Genomic DNA, 15,770 nt, shown 5'->3' with positions numbered 1-15,770 from the left:
GCCCGGGGACGTCACCGGCCGGCACCAGGGCCACGGACCGGACCACGGAACACCTACGAGAGGACGGGAACCCCAGCATGGCCACGACGAGGACGAAGGCGCAGCCGCCGGCACCGAACGGCGCCGACAGCCACGAACTGATCCGCGTGCACGGCGCGCGCGTGAACAATCTCAAGGACGTCAGCGTCGAGATCCCCAAGCGCCGGCTGACCGTGTTCACCGGCGTCTCCGGCTCGGGCAAGAGCTCGCTGGTGTTCGACACGGTCGCGGCGGAGTCGCAGCGGCTGATCAACGAGACGTACAGCGCCTTCGTACAGGGCTTCATGGCGACCCCGGCGCGGCCCGACGTCGACGTCCTCGAAGGGCTGACGACCGCGATCATCGTCGACCAGCAGCGGATGGGTTCCGACCCGCGCTCCACGGTCGGCACCGTCACCGACGCCCACGCGATGCTGCGCATCCTCTTCAGCCGGCTCGGCACTCCGCACATCGGCCCGCCCGGAGCGTTCTCCTTCAACACCGCCTCGGTCCGGGCGAGCGGGGCCATCACCGTCGAGCGCGGCAACAAGAAGGCGGTGAAGGCGACCTACGAGCGCACCGGCGGGATGTGTACGCGCTGCGAGGGCCGGGGCAGCGTCTCCGACATCGACCTCAGCCAGCTCTACGACGACTCCAAGTCGCTGTCCGAGGGCGCGTTCACCATCCCGGGCTGGAAGTCGGACAGCTTCTGGACCGTCCGGGTCTACGCCGAGTCGGGCTTCGTCGACCCGGACAAGCCGATCCGGAGGTTCACCGAGCAGGAGATGCAGGACTTCCTGTACCGGGAGCCGGTCAAGGTGAAGATCGAGGGCGTCAGCCTCACCTACGAGGGGCTGATCCCCAAGATCCGGAAGTCGTTCCTGTCGAAGGACAAGGAGTCGATGCAGCCGCACATCCGGGCGTTCGTGGAACGGGCGGTCGCCTTCACCATCTGCCCCGAGTGCGACGGCACCCGGCTGAACGAGGGGGCCAGGTCGTCGAAGATCAAGGGCATCAGCATCGCCGACGCCTGCGCGATGGAGATCCGGGACCTGGCCGAGTGGGTCCGCGGCCTGTCCGAGCCCTCGGTGGCGCCGCTGCTCACCTCACTGGGCGGCACCCTCGACTCGTTCGTGGAGATCGGGCTCGGGTACCTCGCGCTGGAGCGGCCGTCGGGCACCCTGTCGGGAGGCGAGGCGCAGCGCGTCAAGATGATCCGCCATCTCGGCTCCCCGCTCACCGACATCACGTACGTCTTCGACGAGCCCACCATCGGCCTGCACCCGCATGACATCCAGCGGATGAACGACCTGCTGCTGCGGCTGCGGGACAAGGGCAACACGGTGCTGGTCGTGGAGCACAAGCCGGAGACGATCGCGATCGCCGACCATGTCGTCGACCTCGGCCCCGGTGCCGGTACGGCGGGCGGCACCGTCTGCTTCGAGGGAACCGTCGAAGGGCTGCGGCTCGGTGACACGGTCACGGGCCGCCACTTCGACGACCGGGCGACGCTCAAGGAGTCGGTGCGCAAGCCCTACGGGGCGCTGGAGATCCGGGGAGCGACGACGCACAACCTGCGCGGTGTCGACGTCGACATCCCGCTCGGTGTGCTCACGGTCGTCACCGGTGTCGCCGGTTCCGGCAAGAGCTCGCTCGTGCACGGGTCGCTGGTCGAGCAGTCGGGGGCCGGCGACGAGGGCGTGGTGTCGGTGGACCAGAGCCCGATCCGCGGCTCGCGGCGGAGCAACCCGGCGACGTACACGGGGCTGCTGGAGCCGATCCGCAAGGCGTTCGCCAAGGCCAACGGCGTCAAGCCGGCACTCTTCAGCGCCAATTCCGAGGGCGCCTGTCCCACCTGCAACGGTGCCGGTGTCGTCTTCACCGACCTGGCGATGATGGCCGGGGTGGCCGGCACCTGCGAGGACTGCGAGGGCAGGCGGTTCCAGGCGTCGGTGCTGGAGTACCGCTTCGGCGGCCGGGACATCAGCGAGGTGCTCGCGATGCCGGTGGCCCAGGCGGAGGAGTTCTTCGGCGCCGGCGAGGCCCGTACTCCGGCGGCGCACCGGATCCTCGGCCGGCTCACCGACGTGGGGCTCGGCTATCTCACCCTCGGCCAGCCGCTGAACACGCTGTCCGGCGGCGAACGGCAGCGGCTCAAGCTGGCCGTGCACATGGCGGAGAAGGGCGGCGTCTACGTCCTCGACGAGCCGACCACAGGCCTGCACCTCGCCGACGTCCAGCAGTTGCTGGGTCTGCTCGACCGGCTGGTCGACTCGGGCAAGTCGGTGATCGTCGTCGAGCATCACCAGGCGGTCATGGCGCACGCCGACTGGATCATCGACCTCGGGCCGGGCGCCGGGCACGACGGCGGCAAGATCGTCTTCGAGGGCACCCCCGCCGACCTGGTCGCCGCCCGCTCCACCCTCACCGCCGAGCACCTCGCGTCCTACGTCGGCGCCTGAGCCCCGGTGTCCTGGGTCGGGGATGCGTCGGCAGCGGGCGGCGAATCCCCGGCGTCCGGGCCGGGAGGCCGCCGCGCGGCACCGTGCGTCGCCCCGGCGGGTGCCGTCACCGGCCGCCGGTCTCCATGAGGGGGATCAGGGCCGTGATGCGTTTGCCGGTCGGCTCCGGCTGCACATCCACCCTCTGGGCGACGGCCAGCACGATCTCCAGGCCGTGCCGGCCCACCCGGTCCGGGTTCGCGCTCCCGGCCACGGGCAGCGCGGTGCTGCCGTCCCGGACCATCACCTCGAGGGCGTCGCCTGCGATGCGCAGATCCAGCCGGACGGGTCCGGGCGCGTACTTGCGGGCGTTGGTGACCAGCTCGCTCACCACGAGCTGGGTGACCTCCACCGCGTGGCTCGACACGGGCAGCCCGTCCTCCGCCTGAACACGCGTCAGAAACGCCTCGGCAAGCCGCCGGGCCTCCGCTATCCACGCGCCGTCGCCGCCCAGCGCGTAGGACGCCCGCCGCGGTGCGCCGGGCGCCGGGTCCCCTTCGCCGACAGGAACTGGTTCCATCCGATCCGCCTTCACTCACCGATCACATGGCGCGACTACCCGAGATGCCCGGCCGCACTCCCCCTGGCCCACGATGGCGGGCCGGGCGGGCTCTTGCCCCCGGTTCCGGGAAATGCGCCGGCCGCGTCGACACGTGTCAGGCGCTCCTGACGGGGCGGTGGGCGCCCGGTGCCCGGGCGCCCACCGGTTCGGCCGTTTTCGAAGCGCGGACCTCGGCTCGCAGGCGGGCCCGGCAGGCCCGGCAGGCCCGGCAGGGGATGCTCCGCGGACACTGCGGTGACCGCCGCGTTCACCCCCGGCCGCAGCACGAAGGCCGTCGCCGGGACTGGCGAGGCACCGGTCCGCTGATCAGGGTGAGCAGGGCGAGCGGAACCATGAGCCGGCCGGCGAAGAGCTCCGCCGCCCGGACCGACGTCTCCGGAGTGACCGCGGATCGCGGTGCCGGGCCCGTACACCACGGCGTCCCACAGCGGGAGTAACCCCGCGTACGGGCCTCGGCATCGCGAGAAGGCCTCACCGGTGGCGCAGCCTCCCCACCTCCTCCAGGGTGCGCCGGGCCGCACCGGCCAGCCGGGGGCGGTCGCGGACGAAGCGGCGGGCCGCCCGCACCGGTTCGCGGCTCAGGCGGTACGCGGCCCCGCCCGGTACCGGGCGCACCACGGCGCCCTCGTAGACGGGCAGTTCCCGGGTTTTCAGCGAGTCCTTGTAGCGGGCCGGCCCGCTGCCCAGGTCGACCATGCGGATCCCGTCGGCCGCCGCGGCCTCCAGCATTCGCAGGTGCAGCACCAGCCCCGGCGAGTACTTGCCGTAGTCGCGGTCGTACGCAGGGAACCACCAGGAGAGAACCGTGGGCGAGCGCAGCCCGAAGTGGGCGGCCACGGGGCGCCCGGCGGCGTACAGCACGGAGAGCAGTCCGCGGCATTCGGGGTCGTCGCCGCTCGCGAGCCGTTCCACCAGAGCGGTGATCCACGGCTGCGCGAACCGGTCCCGGCGCCCGGTGCGCCGGTACTGCGCGGACTTCCAGCGCATCAGCGCCCGTAACGCGTCCGGGTCCCGCGCGTCGTACACGAACCGCACCTCGCCGACCTGACGGGTGAGCCTGCGCTCCTTGGCCAGCGTCTGCTTGAGGAAGCCGGGCGCGTTCACCCGCAGCAGTTCGGCGTACGGCGCGAAGCCCTCACCGATGTCGACCACCGGGCTCGCGAGTCGTTCGGTGGCGTGCGGGACGAAGTGGTGCTGCCCGGCCTCCAGGTTGTCGAACTCCCATGAGGAGAGCCCGCAGGCGCCCAGGAGCCGGCGGGGGTCGACCTGGATTCCGGGGCGCAGGACGGCCCCCTGACTGTCCGACACGCCGAGCCCGATCGCCCGGCCCTGCCCCAACGGCCCTTTCTCGTAGGGGAAGAAGCCGACGGGGGTGTCGTCCTCCTGGAGTACGGCGACCCTGGCACCGGGCCTGCCGTGCCCGACGGCCGTGGTGAACGCCGGGTCGAGGAACGGGTTCTCCGGTGCGCCTGACTCGGTGCGCAGGTGCCTCCATGTCTTGTGCTCGCCGGGGCCGAGTTCGTCCGGCCGCAGAACGAGAAGGTGCTTTCGGGGCATGCGGGTCTCCTGTGTCGTCATGGGTGCCGGGACGCGCGAGGGCCTGCCTGTTGCGGTGCCGTGCGGGACGTGGGGTCGCCGGGCAGTGCTCGGTCCGCGCGGTGCAGGCCCCGGGCGGTACTGCCGTCGTTCAGCAGCGGAACGTCTGCAGGTCGCTGGTGTCGTGGGCCGGGAGTGCCGGCTCCGCGTCCTGTGAGGTACCTGACGGGCGCGCGTCGGAGGCGGACCGCTCCGGAGGGACCGTATTCGCCTGCGTGTTCGTCACTGTGTGCGGGGCCGCTCCGGCCGCTTGGGCGGTCCTCGGCGAGCGGACGAAGGGGCGGTGGAGAGCCGTGTCCTGTGGACCGGGAGGGGGCTTCCCCAGGCGCTGGGGCTCGGGGGCGTCCGAGGCGGGTTCCGGGGCGACCGGCGTGAGGGCTGCCGCGGGGACGGCCTCGGAGGCCGGCGCGTGGGCTGTGTGGTGAACCGGCGTCGGGTGAACCGGGCTCGTGGAAGGTGCCGTCACGGGGTGCGCCCACATGGTGCGTGCCACTGTGCGGGCGTCCGTCTGCGTATGTGCGGCTGACTGTGTGTGCCGGTCCGGCCCGACGGCGGGCGGGCAGAGGTGCAGGAGCAGTGCCGACGTCAGCAGGAGTACCGCCGCCGCCCATCGTGACCGCACCGGTCACCTCCCGACGTGCATCCCGGCGGGGGTGGGCATACCGGGCCGGCACCGGGCGGGCCCCCACAGAACGTGTGCCCGGGACGCCTTCCAGTAGTGCCGAGCGTCTCCTGTGTCGTCAAGGCCTGGGCATCGTCACTGAGCGCACATCGGAGCGCGCCGGCCGCATGGCTCCGCTTTCGCACCACCGGTCACTCCCCCCCGTCCGGCGGCATGGGCGGCCAATCTGCTGTGGCGTTCCAGGCCGGAGGAAGCACGCCGGTTCCTGAAGCCGGGGCAGGCGCTGCGTGCTGCCCGCGCCGTCCTCGACCCCAGCGGGCCGGAGGAGCTGTCCGCACAGCGGCGGCACATCGTCTCCGAGCCGTCCCGGCAGGCCGCGGTCCTCGCAGAGGAGGCCGGGCGCTCCTCGTCGGACGCGGTCCAGCGGGACGTGGAGAACGCCCACCGCCCGGCAACGCCCGACCGACGGCACCCGGCACCGTAGGTCCCACTGCACCCGACAGCACCGCCGGCGAGCGGGCAACCGGCAAGTGAGGCACCGGATTCCGTCATTGGCATGGACCTGATAGTCCGGGCCCGCTAGGCTCTGCTCGACTCGAATGAGAGCGCTCTCGGATTGCGTTTGTTCCACCCCCACCTTGCTGGAACGACGAAGGGCACCGTCCATGAGACGCACCAGACTCACGCATGCCTGCGTGGCCGCACTCTTCATGATCGGCAGCTGGACCGCGGCCGGCACCCTGCCCGCCTCGGCGAGCGACACCCCCGGTTCCGACTCCCCCGCCGCCTCCGCCACGTCGCCGGATTCCGCACCGGCCTCCACCGCCCTGCTGCAAGCCATGCAGCGGGATTTCGGCCTCTCCCCCGCCGAGGCCGAGGCCCGGCTCGCCGCCGAACAGCGGGCCACCGAACTCGAGCCCAGGGCCCGCAGGACCGCCGGACCGGCGTACGGCGGCGCCTGGTTCGACGCGAAGAGCGAGAAGCTGACCGTCGCCGTCACCCCCGACGCCGACGCCGCCACCGTCCGCAGCCTCCGGTCCTTCGGTGCGGCCGTCCGTACGGTCGGGCACAGCGCCCGGCAGCTCGACGCGGCCGTGTCACGCCTGGACCGCCTCGACGCGCCGTCGGGCGTGAGCAGTTGGTCCGTGGACCCGGCCGCCAACACGGTGGTCGTGAACGTGGTCGAGGGCGAGCGGGCCGACAACGATGTCCAGCGGTTCCTCTCCGAGGCCCGCGAGGCAGGACCGGTCACCGTGCGCACCGTGCGGGCGGCCGCCGAGACGTTCGCCGCGGGAACGGTGGGCGGCGACCCCTACTACACGGGCAACGTCCGTTGCTCCATCGGTTTCTCGGTCCACGGCGGCTTCGTGACCGCCGGGCACTGCGGCGGCGTGGGCGGCCAGGTGCGGGGCTGGGACGGCTCGTACATCGGCAACTTCCAGGGCTCCTCGTTCCCGGGCAACGACTACGCGTGGGTCAACGTGGGCAGCGGCTGGTGGACGGTTCCGGTCGTGCTCGGCTGGGGCACGGTCTCCGACCAGCTGGTACGGGGCTCGAACGAGGCTCCGGTCGGCGCCTCGATCTGCCGCTCGGGATCCACGACCCACTGGCACTGCGGCACGCTGCTGGCCAAGAACGAGACCGTCAACTACAGCCAGGGCGCGGTGCATCAGATGACGAAGACGAGCGTCTGCGCCGAAGGCGGCGACTCGGGCGGCTCGTTCATCAGCGGTGACCAGGCGCAGGGCGTCACCTCCGGCGGCTGGGGCAACTGCTCCTCCGGCGGCGAGACCTGGTTCCAGCCGGTCAACGAGATCCTCAACCGCTACGGGCTGACCCTGCACACGGCGTGACCCTGCACAACGGCGCGACCGGTCTCCCCGGCACGTAGCACCAACGGCGCAAGCCCCGTTCCCGAACATGTCGTTCGGGAACGGGGCTTGCGGTGGAGCGCTGGGCAGGCCTTGCACCTGCATTTCCCCGCAGGAAGCGGGGCGTCTTTCCTTGGACCACCAACGCACGGTCGGGCTTCCGGAGTTCCGGCGCCTTGACGTACGTCGATCATAACCTCAATCGGCTCGATCAGCCACATCAGGCAGGTGAGCAGCGCGCGAGGTGGCCCGGTGTGTGCGGCGGTGCTGCCGGTCAGTCCCTGATCAGCACGGCTCGTGGCACCGGTGCCGCCGAGGCCGTACGTGCCGTCTCTCCCGTCGTGCCGGACACGGCGCCCGCGAAGTTGTCCTCGACCTCCGCCCTCTCCGCCGCGTTCGGGTAACGGTTGGCGCACGCGGTTCCCGCGCTGGAGCCGGACATCAGGCTGGAGCAGGGACCCGGCTTACGGTCCGGCAGGCCCAGGATGTGACCGAGCTCGTGGGCCGAGATGCGGATCGTGTCGTATCCCTGGTTCACGGCCTGGCGTCCGATGTAGACAGTGCCGTTGCCCAGGGTGGTGGGCAGGGCGCGCGGCCAGCCGTTGTCCGCCAGGACCCGGATGTTGGCGCGCTGCCCGGACGCGGCCGGGCGGAGTTCCACGGCGTCGACGCTCTCGTTCCAGATTGCCGCGCCACGGTCGACGGCGGACCTGAACTCCGCGGAGCCGCTCGCGTCGTAGGTGAGCACACGGGCGGCCAGGGACTGCTCCGGCGTGCCGGACGGGGCGGCCACGGCCTGGCCGCCCCACAACAGGGGAAGGGACATCACCACAACCGCGGCCAGGCCGCCGGTCAGCGTACGGATGGACATGGTCGAACTCCTCGTGGGGGAAGGATGGTCGTGCTCATGACACTCAACTCCCTGCCCGCCGGGCGAGAGCGGCAATCCGTCAATCGGCCCCCGCCGGTCCGCCGAAGGCCCCCACCATCCAGAAGCGGCGGCGCCGAGTCCTTCGGGAAGGACCGGTTGGACTTCCGGATCAGGCGGAGGCAGTGTGGGCAGGGTTCCCACGTCCCACGGAACATCCCTGAATCGCACCCGGAGAACACCTGATGAACCACGTCATCGATCCCGAGCGCTACGACGGCACCATGCGCTACCGGCGCACCGGGCGTTCGGGACTGGACCTCCCCCTGCTGTCCCTGGGCTACTGGCACAACTTCGGCGACGACCGGGCCTTCGAGACCCAGCGCGAGATCGCGCTGCGCGCCTTCGACCTCGGTATCACCCACCACGACCTGGCGAACAACTACGGGCCGCCCTACGGCGCCGCGGAGATCAACTTCGGCCGGCTGATGAAGCGGGACCTGGCGCCGTACCGGGACGAGCTGGTGATCTCCACCAAGGCGGGCTGGGACATGTGGCCGGGTCCCTACGGCCAGGGCGGCGGCTCGCGCAAGTACATGCTCGCCTCGCTGGACCAGTCGCTGGAGCGCATGGGCCTGGAGTACGTGGACATCTTCTACTCCCACCGGCTCGACGCCACCACTCCCCTCGAGGAGACCATGGGCGCGCTCGACACCGCGGTCCGCCAGGGCAAGGCCCTGTACGTCGGTATCTCGTCCTACGACGCCGAGCGCACCCGTCAGGCGGTCGCCATCCTCCGGGACCTGGGCACTCCGCTGCTGATCCACCAGCCGTCGTACAACATGCTGAACCGCTGGATCGAGACGGAGGGCCTGCTGGACGTGGCCCAGGAGGAGGGCTTCGGCATCATCGGGTTCACCGCGCTGGCGCAGGGTCTGCTGACCGGGCGCTATCTCGACGGCGTGCCGCAGGGTTCGCGGGCGACGCAGGGCAAGTCGTTCGACGCCTCATGGCTGACGGACGACATGCTGCACCGGCTGCGCGCCCTCAACGACCTCGCGGTCCGCCGCGGGCAGACGCTCGCCCAGATGTCGCTGGCCTGGGCCCTGCGGGACCGCCGCGTCACCTCGCTGGTCATCGGCGCGTCCCGCACCGAGCAGGTGGAGCAGAACGTCGCAGCGCTGGAGAACCTCGACTTCAGCGACGAGGAGCTGGCCGAGATCGACAAGTACGCCACCGACGGCGGCGTCGACCTGTGGCGCGAGGCGCGGCTGGGCAACCTCGGCTGACCTCGCGCATGTGTGCGCCGCCTCGGAGGGGGAACCACGGTGCGGTGAGCCGCGCTCCAAGGCCGCGGCAGCGCCCACCACGGTTCGGACGGCCCGATGCAGACCTTTCTGCCGTATCCCGGCTTCCGCGAGTCGGCGCTGGTGCTCGACCGGCGCCGGCTCGGCAAACAGCGGGTCGAGGCACTGCAGGTGCTGCGCGGTCTGATCGTCCCCGGCTACGGCTGGCGCCGTCATCCGGCGGTGCGCATGTGGGCCGGCTACGAGGAGGCGCTGGTGCGCTACGGCCTGGATGTCTGCCGGGTCTGGCGTGACCGGGGCCACCAGGACAGTTGCGCCGCCACACTCGTCGCCGATCTCGCCACCGTCCGGCCCGGACTACCGGTGCGCGGTCAGCCGGAGCTGGCCGAGGCCGGTGAGCTGCCGCCCTGGCTCGGGGACGATGCCCTGCACCGCAGTCACCGCTCGGCACTGGTGCGCAAGGACCCGGCCGTCTACGGGGTGCTCTTCCCCGGGGCGCCGGACGACCTGCCGTACGTCTGGCCGGCGTCCGACCGCGACCCCGAAGCGCCGAGCGGCCGGCCCGCCCGCGGGCACGGGCCGGGCCGGTGACAGGAGGCGCAGCGCCGGGTCGGGTCCGGCCTCCGGCGAGGACGCCGAGGAGACGCGCGCCCGGCTGGAGAAGCGTTCCGGTCGCCGGCGTGAGGGCCGGGCGGCGGGTCTGCCCTTCGGTGCGCATCACACCACCGCGCGGGAGAGCGAGTACCCCGAGGGGGTACGTCCGGCCGGCGGTCCCGGTGGCTCGCACGGGTGCCTCGGGCGGGAGGGACGGCCCGTCGTGGCCCGGACACACGGGTGGTCCCGGCGTCCCCCTCTCGGGGTCCGCCGGGACCATTCGGATCGTGCCGCGCGCTCAGGGCAGGGCCTAACGCGAGGACAGGTACTCCTCGACGCCCGGTGCGGTGTGCGCGTCCTCGGCGTTCACCACGGCACCCGTCGCCTTCGCGTCGGGCTTGAGGACGTACGTCTCGACGCTCGCCGGCCGGTCGACGTCGGAGAAGTTCTGTGCGGTGCCGAGGCCGGTGTCGGCGTTCTTCTGCGAGCGGTGCGCCTTGACGACGTCCTCGCGGCTGAGGCCGCCCGCATCGCAGGCTGCCTTCAGGTTGGCCCCCATGAGCTGCGCGGCGTTGTAGCCGGACAGCACGCCGGAGTCGACGGGCGAGTCGGGGTACTTCTTCTTGTACGAGGTCACCATGCGCTGGACCATCGGCAGTTCGGAGCTGACCGCGGGTGCGGCGCTCACCACGTGCAGCAGGGCGGCCAGGGCCGGCGCTGCCGGGGTCTCCATGAGCTGGGGTGCGTAGCCCGGTGCGCTGCTGACGACGGGGACGCTCAGGCCGCGGGAGGCGGCGACGCCGACGAGGGAGGCCGTCTGGGCGGGGCCGGCGCTGATCAGAACGGCCTTGACGCCCTCCTTGCGCAGGGCGGAGACCTGTGCGGACAGGTCGGTGTCCGTGGCCTGGATCTTCTGCCCGACGATCTTCAGTCCGGCCTGCTCGGCCGCCCAGGTGGAGCCTTCCAGCGCGTTGGCGCCGTAGTCGCCCTCGAAGTAGACGTGGCCGATGGTGTCGCCCTTCTTCACCCCCTTGGTGCGGGTGAGGAAGTCGACCGCGGCGATCATGTCGATGTCGTAGGTGGTGCCGAGGACCTGAATGGCGTCCTTCCCGAGCAGGGAGGCGGCCCAGGCCTGTGGGAAGGTGAGCACCTTGTCGCGCTCGACGTCGTCGAGCAGGGCGGCGACGACGGGCGAGCCGATGACCTGGGGCAGGGCGACGACGTCCGGCGCGATGTCGGCGTAGGCGGTCACCGCCTTCTGCACGTCGTAGCCGTGGTCCTTGACGACGATCTCGATCTTGCGGTCGCAGATGCCGCCGTCGGCGTTGGTCTCGTCGGCCCACATCTGCTGGGCCTGCACGATGCTCTTGCCGAGCGTGGCGTACGGCCCGGTGAGGTCGGTGAGGGCGCCCAGCCGAATGGTGTCGGCGCTGACACCGGGGCCGGTGCGGACGCCGTCGGCGGATTCGCTGCCCCCGTCGCCGTCGTCCGCCTTGGAGCTGCACCCGGTGGCCGCGAGCAGCAGGACGAGGGCTCCGGCGAGGGCGGCGCCGCTGGTGCGGCGCCGGGTGCGGGGCCGGTGATGCGTGGTGTTCACGGGGTGTGCTCCTTGGGTCGTGCGGCTGCGGCCGGTTGCGGTGGGGTCTGGGCTGGGCCGGTGGCGGGGGCTCGGGGGCGTCGGCGCCGTACGCGGTCGCGGGCCCGGCGGGCCAGTCCGTGCAGGCCGTCGGGCGCGTACAGCAGGACGAGGACGATCGCGGCGCCGTAGAGGTAGCGGGCGGCCTCGGTGGGGCCGATGGAGCCGTCGCCCGAGCCGGGGGCGGCCACCAGGGGGAGCTGGTCGGCGTAACGGGTCATGAGCAGCGGGAGCGCGGTGACGAAGACGGCGCCCGCGGTGGCTCCGGCGGCGGAGCCCAGCCCGCCGATGACGATCATGGCGAGGTAGTCGACGGAGAGGACCAGGGAGAAGTAGTCCGGGACGACCCGGCGGAAGGAGAGGGCGAGGAGGACGCCCGCGAGCCCTGCGTACATGGACGACACCACGAAGGCCGCCGAGCGGTGGCGGGCGACGTCGACGCCCATCACCGCGGCCGCGGTCTCGCTGTCGCGCAGGGCGGCAAGCGCCCGGCCGGGGCGTCCGCGCAGCAGGCCTCGGGCGGTGAACCAGGTGACCGCGAACAGTGCCAGGCCCAGGAACCACAGCCGTTCCTCCGCGCCGAACGGCACGCCGAGCACGGTGAGTTCGGGGTCGCCGGCGCCGAAGGTGAAGCCGCCGAGGCTGAGCGGTGGCACGGAGCGGCCGTTGAATCCGCCGGTGATGCCGTCGGCGGTCAGCAGCACGTGGTGGCCGAGGAAGACCAGGGCGAGGGTGGCGATACCCAGGTAGATGCCGCGCACCCGGGCGGCGACGGGGCTGAACAGCCCGCCCGCCGCGCCGGCCAGCAGTACCGCGAGGGGGGCGGCGAGGGCGGTCGGCAGTCCCGGGCCGGGCTCGCCCGCGAGCCAGGTGTAGCCGTAGGCGCCGACGGCGAGGAAGAAGGCGTGGCCGAGGGAGAGTTGTCCGGCGGTGCCGGTCAGCAGGGCGAGGCCGATGGCGCCGATGGCGGCCGCCATGGAGAACAGGCCGATGCGCAGCCAGAAGGCGTCCAGGTAGAACGGCGGGAGGCACAGGACGACGGCGAGGAGCACGATCCGCGCCCCGCGGCCGGTCAGGACTGTGGGGATGCGGTCAGACACGGGCTGCTCCCTTCGCGCCGAACAGCCCGGTGGGCCGTATCAGGAGCACCAGCAGCATCACGGCGTACGGGGCGACGTCGCCGAAGCCCTCGCCGAGGATGTGCAGGTCCGACTGGTAGCCGACGACCAGGGCCTCGGTCAGGCCGATGAGCAGGCTGCCCGCGAGGGCTCCGGTCGGGGAGGCGAGGCCGCCGAGGATCGCCGCGGGGAAGGCGTTGAGCGCGATCAGGCCGGTGCTGCGTTCCAGGCCGGGTGCCGGGAAGGCGGCGAGGAACACGGCGGCGAGTGCGGCGAGCGCGCCCGCCAGGCACCAGGCGATCGCGCGGACCCGGCCGAGCCGTACGCCCATGAGGGCCGCGGCCTCGAGGTCCTCGGCCGCCGCCCGCAGGGACAGTCCCCAGGAGGTGAACCGGAAGAGCGCGAACACGCCGCCGATGACCACGGCGGACACCACGATCGCCGCGAGCCGGCTGTCGGCGACGGTCACCGGGCCGAGTTCGGTCACGGCGTCGCCCCAGGGGTCGCCGAGGGACAGCAGGTCGCCTCCGATGCGCCGGGCCAGGTCGGTCAGCAGGACGATGTCGATGCCGATGGTGACGATGGTCTGCACATGGGCGGAGTGCGCGTCCTGTCCGCCCCGTTGCAGCAGGAACCGGTCGAGGGCGCCCGCGAGGGCGGCGGTGGTGAGGGCCGCCAGCGCCAGCGCACCGGCGAAGCCGAGGTCGTCGTGGAGGACCGCGGTCAGGTAGCCGCCGAACAGGAGGAGGGAGCCGTGGGCGAAGTTGAGGACGCCGGACGCCTTGAAGATGACGACGAAGCCGAGGGCGACCAGCGCGTAGACCGCGCCGAGGGCGATGCCGCCGAGGATGTTGTCCAGGAATACGGTCATGCCGCGTCCTCCCCTTGGGTGTCGGTGCCGAGGTAGGCACGCAGCACCTCGGGGTCACGGCGGACCTCGTCCGGGGTGCCGTGGGCGATTGACCGGCCGAAGTCGAGCACGGTGACGTCGTCGGCGAGGCGCATGACCAGTCCCATGTCGTGTTCCACGAGGACGATGGACAGGCCGAGTTCGGCCCGTAGTTCGCCCACGACCTCGGCGGTGCGGGCGCGTTCGGCGGCGTTCATGCCGGCCACCGGTTCGTCGAGCAGGAGCACGCGTGGCTCCAGGCAGAGGGCGCGGGCGAGTTCCACGCGTTTGCGGTCGCCGTACGACAGGAGGGCGACAGGGCTGTCGAAGTGGGCGCCGAGGCCAGTCAGTTCGGCGATCTCGCGGGCCCGTGCGAGATGCTCGCGCTGTTCGCGCACGGCGCCCGGCAGACGCAGCGCGGTGGCGGCGAAGCCGGCGCGGGTCAGGGCGTGGCGGCCGAGCATCAGGTTGTCGGCGACCGTGCCGTGGGTGGTGACGATGTTCTGGAAGGTGCGGGCCACGCCGAGCGCGGCGATGCGGTGCGGTGCGAGCCGGGTCAGTTCGGTGCCGCCGAGGGCCACCGTGCCGGCGGCCGGGCGGCACAGGCCGGACAGCACGTTGAAGCAGGTCGACTTGCCGGCGCCGTTGGGTCCGATGATCGCGTGCACCGTGCCGGGTGCGACGGTGAGGGAGACGGTGTCGAGGGCGGTGAGTCCGGCGAAGCGCACGGTGACGTCCCGTACGTCGAGCACGGGCGGCGCGGTGGTGGTGCGGTCGTTCACGCCGCCCCCCGGCCCTTGGCCACCCGGTCGCCGGCCGCCCGGTCCTCGGCCGCCTCGCCCAGGTAGAGGCGGCGTACGGCGTCGGTGCGGGAGAGTTCGTCGGCAGGGCCGGACAGGCGGGTCTCGCCGACCTCGAGGACGTGGGCGTGGTCGGCGAGGGAGAGTGCCATACCCGCGTTCTGTTCGACCAGGAGCACGGCGGTGCCCTGGGTGTTGATCTCGCGGATCACCTCGGCGATCCGGTACACCATCTGCGGTGCGAGGCCGAGGGACGGCTCGTCGAGGAGCAGCAGGCGGGGAGCGGCCATCAGGGCGCGGCCGATGGCGAGCATCTGCTGCTCGCCCCCGGACAGCAGACCCGCGGCCTGGTGCGTGCGTTCGGCGAGCCGGGGGAAGAGCGTGAACACGCGCTCCCGTGCCTCGTGGACCTGGGTCCGGCCCCGGCGGCCGAGTCCCAGTCCGCCGCTGCGCAGGTTCTCGTCCACCGTGAGCCCGGCGAACACCCGCCGTCCCTCCGGGACCTGGACGACTCCGGCACGTACCGCCGTCACGGGGTCCTTGCCGTCGAGCACGGTGTCGCCGTAGCGGATGTGGCCGGCCGTGATGGCGCCGCGGTGCAGGCGCAGGGTTCCGGACACGGCCCGCAGCAGGGTCGTCTTGCCCGCGCCGTTGGCGCCGAGCAGGGTGACGACGCCCCCGTGCGGCACGGTGAGGGACACGGAGCGGAGGGCGGACAGGGCGCGCCCGTACGTCACGTCGACGTTCTCGACGTGCAGCGCGGGCCGGTCGTCCGGTGGTGCTTCGGGCATCACGGCTCCTCGGGGCCGTACCGCACGGCGGCGACGGCTTCGACGGGAAGGGGAGCCCACGACAGCACGGGCGCGGGCGGGCGGAACAGACTTCCGGCCCGGCTCGCTGCGGCGTCCCAACGGGCGCGCGCGGGGGTTGTGCGGCTGCCCAGGGACGGGCCCGGGTCTCAGCCGCGGGCGCGCAGGTATGCGTCCAGTTCGGCGGCTCCGGTCAGCATCGTCCGCCCGCGGGCGGACAGCCGGGCGTGCCAGTCCTGGAGGACGGCTTCCAAGGGCTCGAGGCCTCCGGCGGACCGCACCTGGGCGATGAGCGGGGCGATCTGCTCCAGCAGGTAGCCGCCCCGCCGGAGCTGGTGGACGAGGCGGGCGTCCCGTACGTCGGCCTCGTCGTAGACGCGGTAGCCGGTCAGCGGGTCGCGGCGCGGGCTCACCAGTTCGGCGCGCTCCCACTTGCGCAGCGTCGCGGGCCGGATGCCGAGCCGACGCGCCAGTGGCCCGATGAAGGTGCCGTCGGGGGGGGGGCCTCCCCCCCGGGCCGGGTGCGGGCCCGCGGGCCCGCCCCCCCCGCCCGCGGGCGCGGGGGGGCCCGCACGGCCC

Annotated in this window: 13 protein-coding genes; 4 read left to right on the top strand and 9 right to left on the bottom strand. The window is 72.5% G+C overall.

Annotation, left to right across the window (positions count from 1 at the left end; all coding sequences use genetic code 11):
* Nucleotides 1-77 precede the first annotated feature (77 nt).
* Entirely contained in the window at nt 78-2,480 is a 2,403-nt protein-coding gene (locus ACFWVE_RS31380) for an ATP-binding cassette domain-containing protein (RefSeq protein ID WP_384021412.1), read from the top strand.
* A 106-nt stretch (nt 2,481-2,586) separates the two neighbouring features.
* Here the strand turns inward: ACFWVE_RS31380 and ACFWVE_RS31375 are convergent, their stop codons facing one another.
* Nucleotides 2,587-3,039, bottom strand: a complete 453-nt coding sequence (locus ACFWVE_RS31375) for an ATP-binding protein (RefSeq protein WP_384021409.1) — start codon at nt 3,037-3,039, stop codon at nt 2,587-2,589.
* Between the two features lie 513 nt (nt 3,040-3,552).
* Nucleotides 3,553-4,638: a GNAT family N-acetyltransferase gene (locus tag ACFWVE_RS31370; protein ID WP_384021406.1), complete on the bottom strand. Its 1,086-nt coding sequence runs from the start codon at nt 4,636-4,638 to the stop codon at nt 3,553-3,555.
* Between the two features lie 1,326 nt (nt 4,639-5,964).
* Here ACFWVE_RS31370 and ACFWVE_RS31365 point away from each other — a divergent pair.
* Nucleotides 5,965-7,152, top strand: a complete 1,188-nt coding sequence (locus ACFWVE_RS31365; RefSeq protein WP_384021403.1) for a S1 family peptidase — start codon at nt 5,965-5,967, stop codon at nt 7,150-7,152.
* 292 nt (nt 7,153-7,444) lie between these two features.
* On the opposite strand, the gene ACFWVE_RS31360 is transcribed toward ACFWVE_RS31365, so the two are convergent.
* Nucleotides 7,445-8,041: a snapalysin family zinc-dependent metalloprotease gene (locus tag ACFWVE_RS31360; protein WP_384021401.1), complete on the bottom strand. Its 597-nt coding sequence runs from the start codon at nt 8,039-8,041 to the stop codon at nt 7,445-7,447.
* A 242-nt stretch (nt 8,042-8,283) separates the two neighbouring features.
* Here ACFWVE_RS31360 and mgrA point away from each other — a divergent pair, with 242 nt between their 5' ends.
* Nucleotides 8,284-9,327, top strand: a complete 1,044-nt coding sequence (gene mgrA, locus ACFWVE_RS31355; RefSeq protein WP_384021399.1) for an L-glyceraldehyde 3-phosphate reductase — start codon at nt 8,284-8,286, stop codon at nt 9,325-9,327.
* Between the two features lie 96 nt (nt 9,328-9,423).
* Nucleotides 9,424-9,936, top strand: a complete 513-nt coding sequence (locus ACFWVE_RS31350; RefSeq protein ID WP_384021396.1) for an MSMEG_6728 family protein — start codon at nt 9,424-9,426, stop codon at nt 9,934-9,936.
* Between the two features lie 313 nt (nt 9,937-10,249).
* Here the strand turns inward: ACFWVE_RS31350 and ACFWVE_RS31345 are convergent, their stop codons facing one another.
* The 6 genes from ACFWVE_RS31345 to ACFWVE_RS31320 all read right to left on the bottom strand — a co-directional run.
* Complete coding sequence (locus ACFWVE_RS31345; protein ID WP_384021393.1) at nt 10,250-11,536, bottom strand: ABC transporter substrate-binding protein; 1,287 nt, start codon at nt 11,534-11,536, stop codon at nt 10,250-10,252.
* Nucleotides 11,533-12,675, bottom strand: coding sequence for a branched-chain amino acid ABC transporter permease (locus tag ACFWVE_RS31340; protein ID WP_384021391.1), 1,143 nt, complete (start codon nt 12,673-12,675; stop codon nt 11,533-11,535). Before ACFWVE_RS31340 ends, ACFWVE_RS31345 begins: the two co-directional genes overlap by 4 nt.
* Nucleotides 12,668-13,564 (bottom strand): branched-chain amino acid ABC transporter permease, encoded by an 897-nt coding sequence (locus ACFWVE_RS31335; RefSeq protein WP_384021388.1) that lies wholly within the window; start codon nt 13,562-13,564, stop codon nt 12,668-12,670. Before ACFWVE_RS31335 ends, ACFWVE_RS31340 begins: the two co-directional genes overlap by 8 nt.
* Nucleotides 13,561-14,364, bottom strand: a complete 804-nt coding sequence (locus ACFWVE_RS31330; RefSeq protein ID WP_384021385.1) for an ABC transporter ATP-binding protein — start codon at nt 14,362-14,364, stop codon at nt 13,561-13,563. Before ACFWVE_RS31330 ends, ACFWVE_RS31335 begins: the two co-directional genes overlap by 4 nt.
* A complete protein-coding gene (locus ACFWVE_RS31325; protein WP_384021382.1) occupies nt 14,361-15,173 on the bottom strand; it encodes an ABC transporter ATP-binding protein in 813 nt (270 codons plus the stop codon). The genes ACFWVE_RS31330 and ACFWVE_RS31325 overlap by 4 nt, the downstream gene beginning before the upstream one ends.
* 167 nt (nt 15,174-15,340) lie before the next feature.
* Nucleotides 15,341-15,770 (bottom strand): MerR family transcriptional regulator (locus ACFWVE_RS31320; protein ID WP_384021379.1); only part of this gene is annotated, 430 nt, incomplete at its 5' end.

Origin of the sequence: Streptomyces sp. NPDC058632, from assembly GCF_042717095.1 — a bacterium.
GTDB lineage: Bacteria > Actinomycetota > Actinomycetes > Streptomycetales > Streptomycetaceae > Streptomyces.
Note: the sequence above shows the minus strand (reverse complement) of the source record. Positions and strands in the feature narration are given on the sequence as shown.

Excerpts from the sequence above, each read along its gene's own strand:
- ACFWVE_RS31375 (WP_384021409.1), bottom strand. The coding sequence starts at position 3,039 with ATGGAACCAGTTCCTGTCGGCGAAGGGGACCCGGCGCCCGGCGCACCG.
- ACFWVE_RS31365 (WP_384021403.1), top strand. The coding sequence starts at position 5,965 with ATGAGACGCACCAGACTCACGCATGCCTGCGTGGCCGCACTCTTCATG.
- ACFWVE_RS31350 (WP_384021396.1), top strand. The coding sequence starts at position 9,424 with ATGCAGACCTTTCTGCCGTATCCCGGCTTCCGCGAGTCGGCGCTGGTG.
- ACFWVE_RS31325 (WP_384021382.1), bottom strand. The coding sequence starts at position 15,173 with ATGCCCGAAGCACCACCGGACGACCGGCCCGCGCTGCACGTCGAGAAC.
- ACFWVE_RS31370 (WP_384021406.1), bottom strand. The coding sequence starts at position 4,638 with ATGCCCCGAAAGCACCTTCTCGTTCTGCGGCCGGACGAACTCGGCCCC.
- ACFWVE_RS31335 (WP_384021388.1), bottom strand. The coding sequence starts at position 13,564 with ATGACCGTATTCCTGGACAACATCCTCGGCGGCATCGCCCTCGGCGCG.
- ACFWVE_RS31360 (WP_384021401.1), bottom strand. The coding sequence starts at position 8,041 with ATGTCCATCCGTACGCTGACCGGCGGCCTGGCCGCGGTTGTGGTGATG.
- mgrA (WP_384021399.1), top strand. The coding sequence starts at position 8,284 with ATGAACCACGTCATCGATCCCGAGCGCTACGACGGCACCATGCGCTAC.
- ACFWVE_RS31380 (WP_384021412.1), top strand. The coding sequence starts at position 78 with ATGGCCACGACGAGGACGAAGGCGCAGCCGCCGGCACCGAACGGCGCC.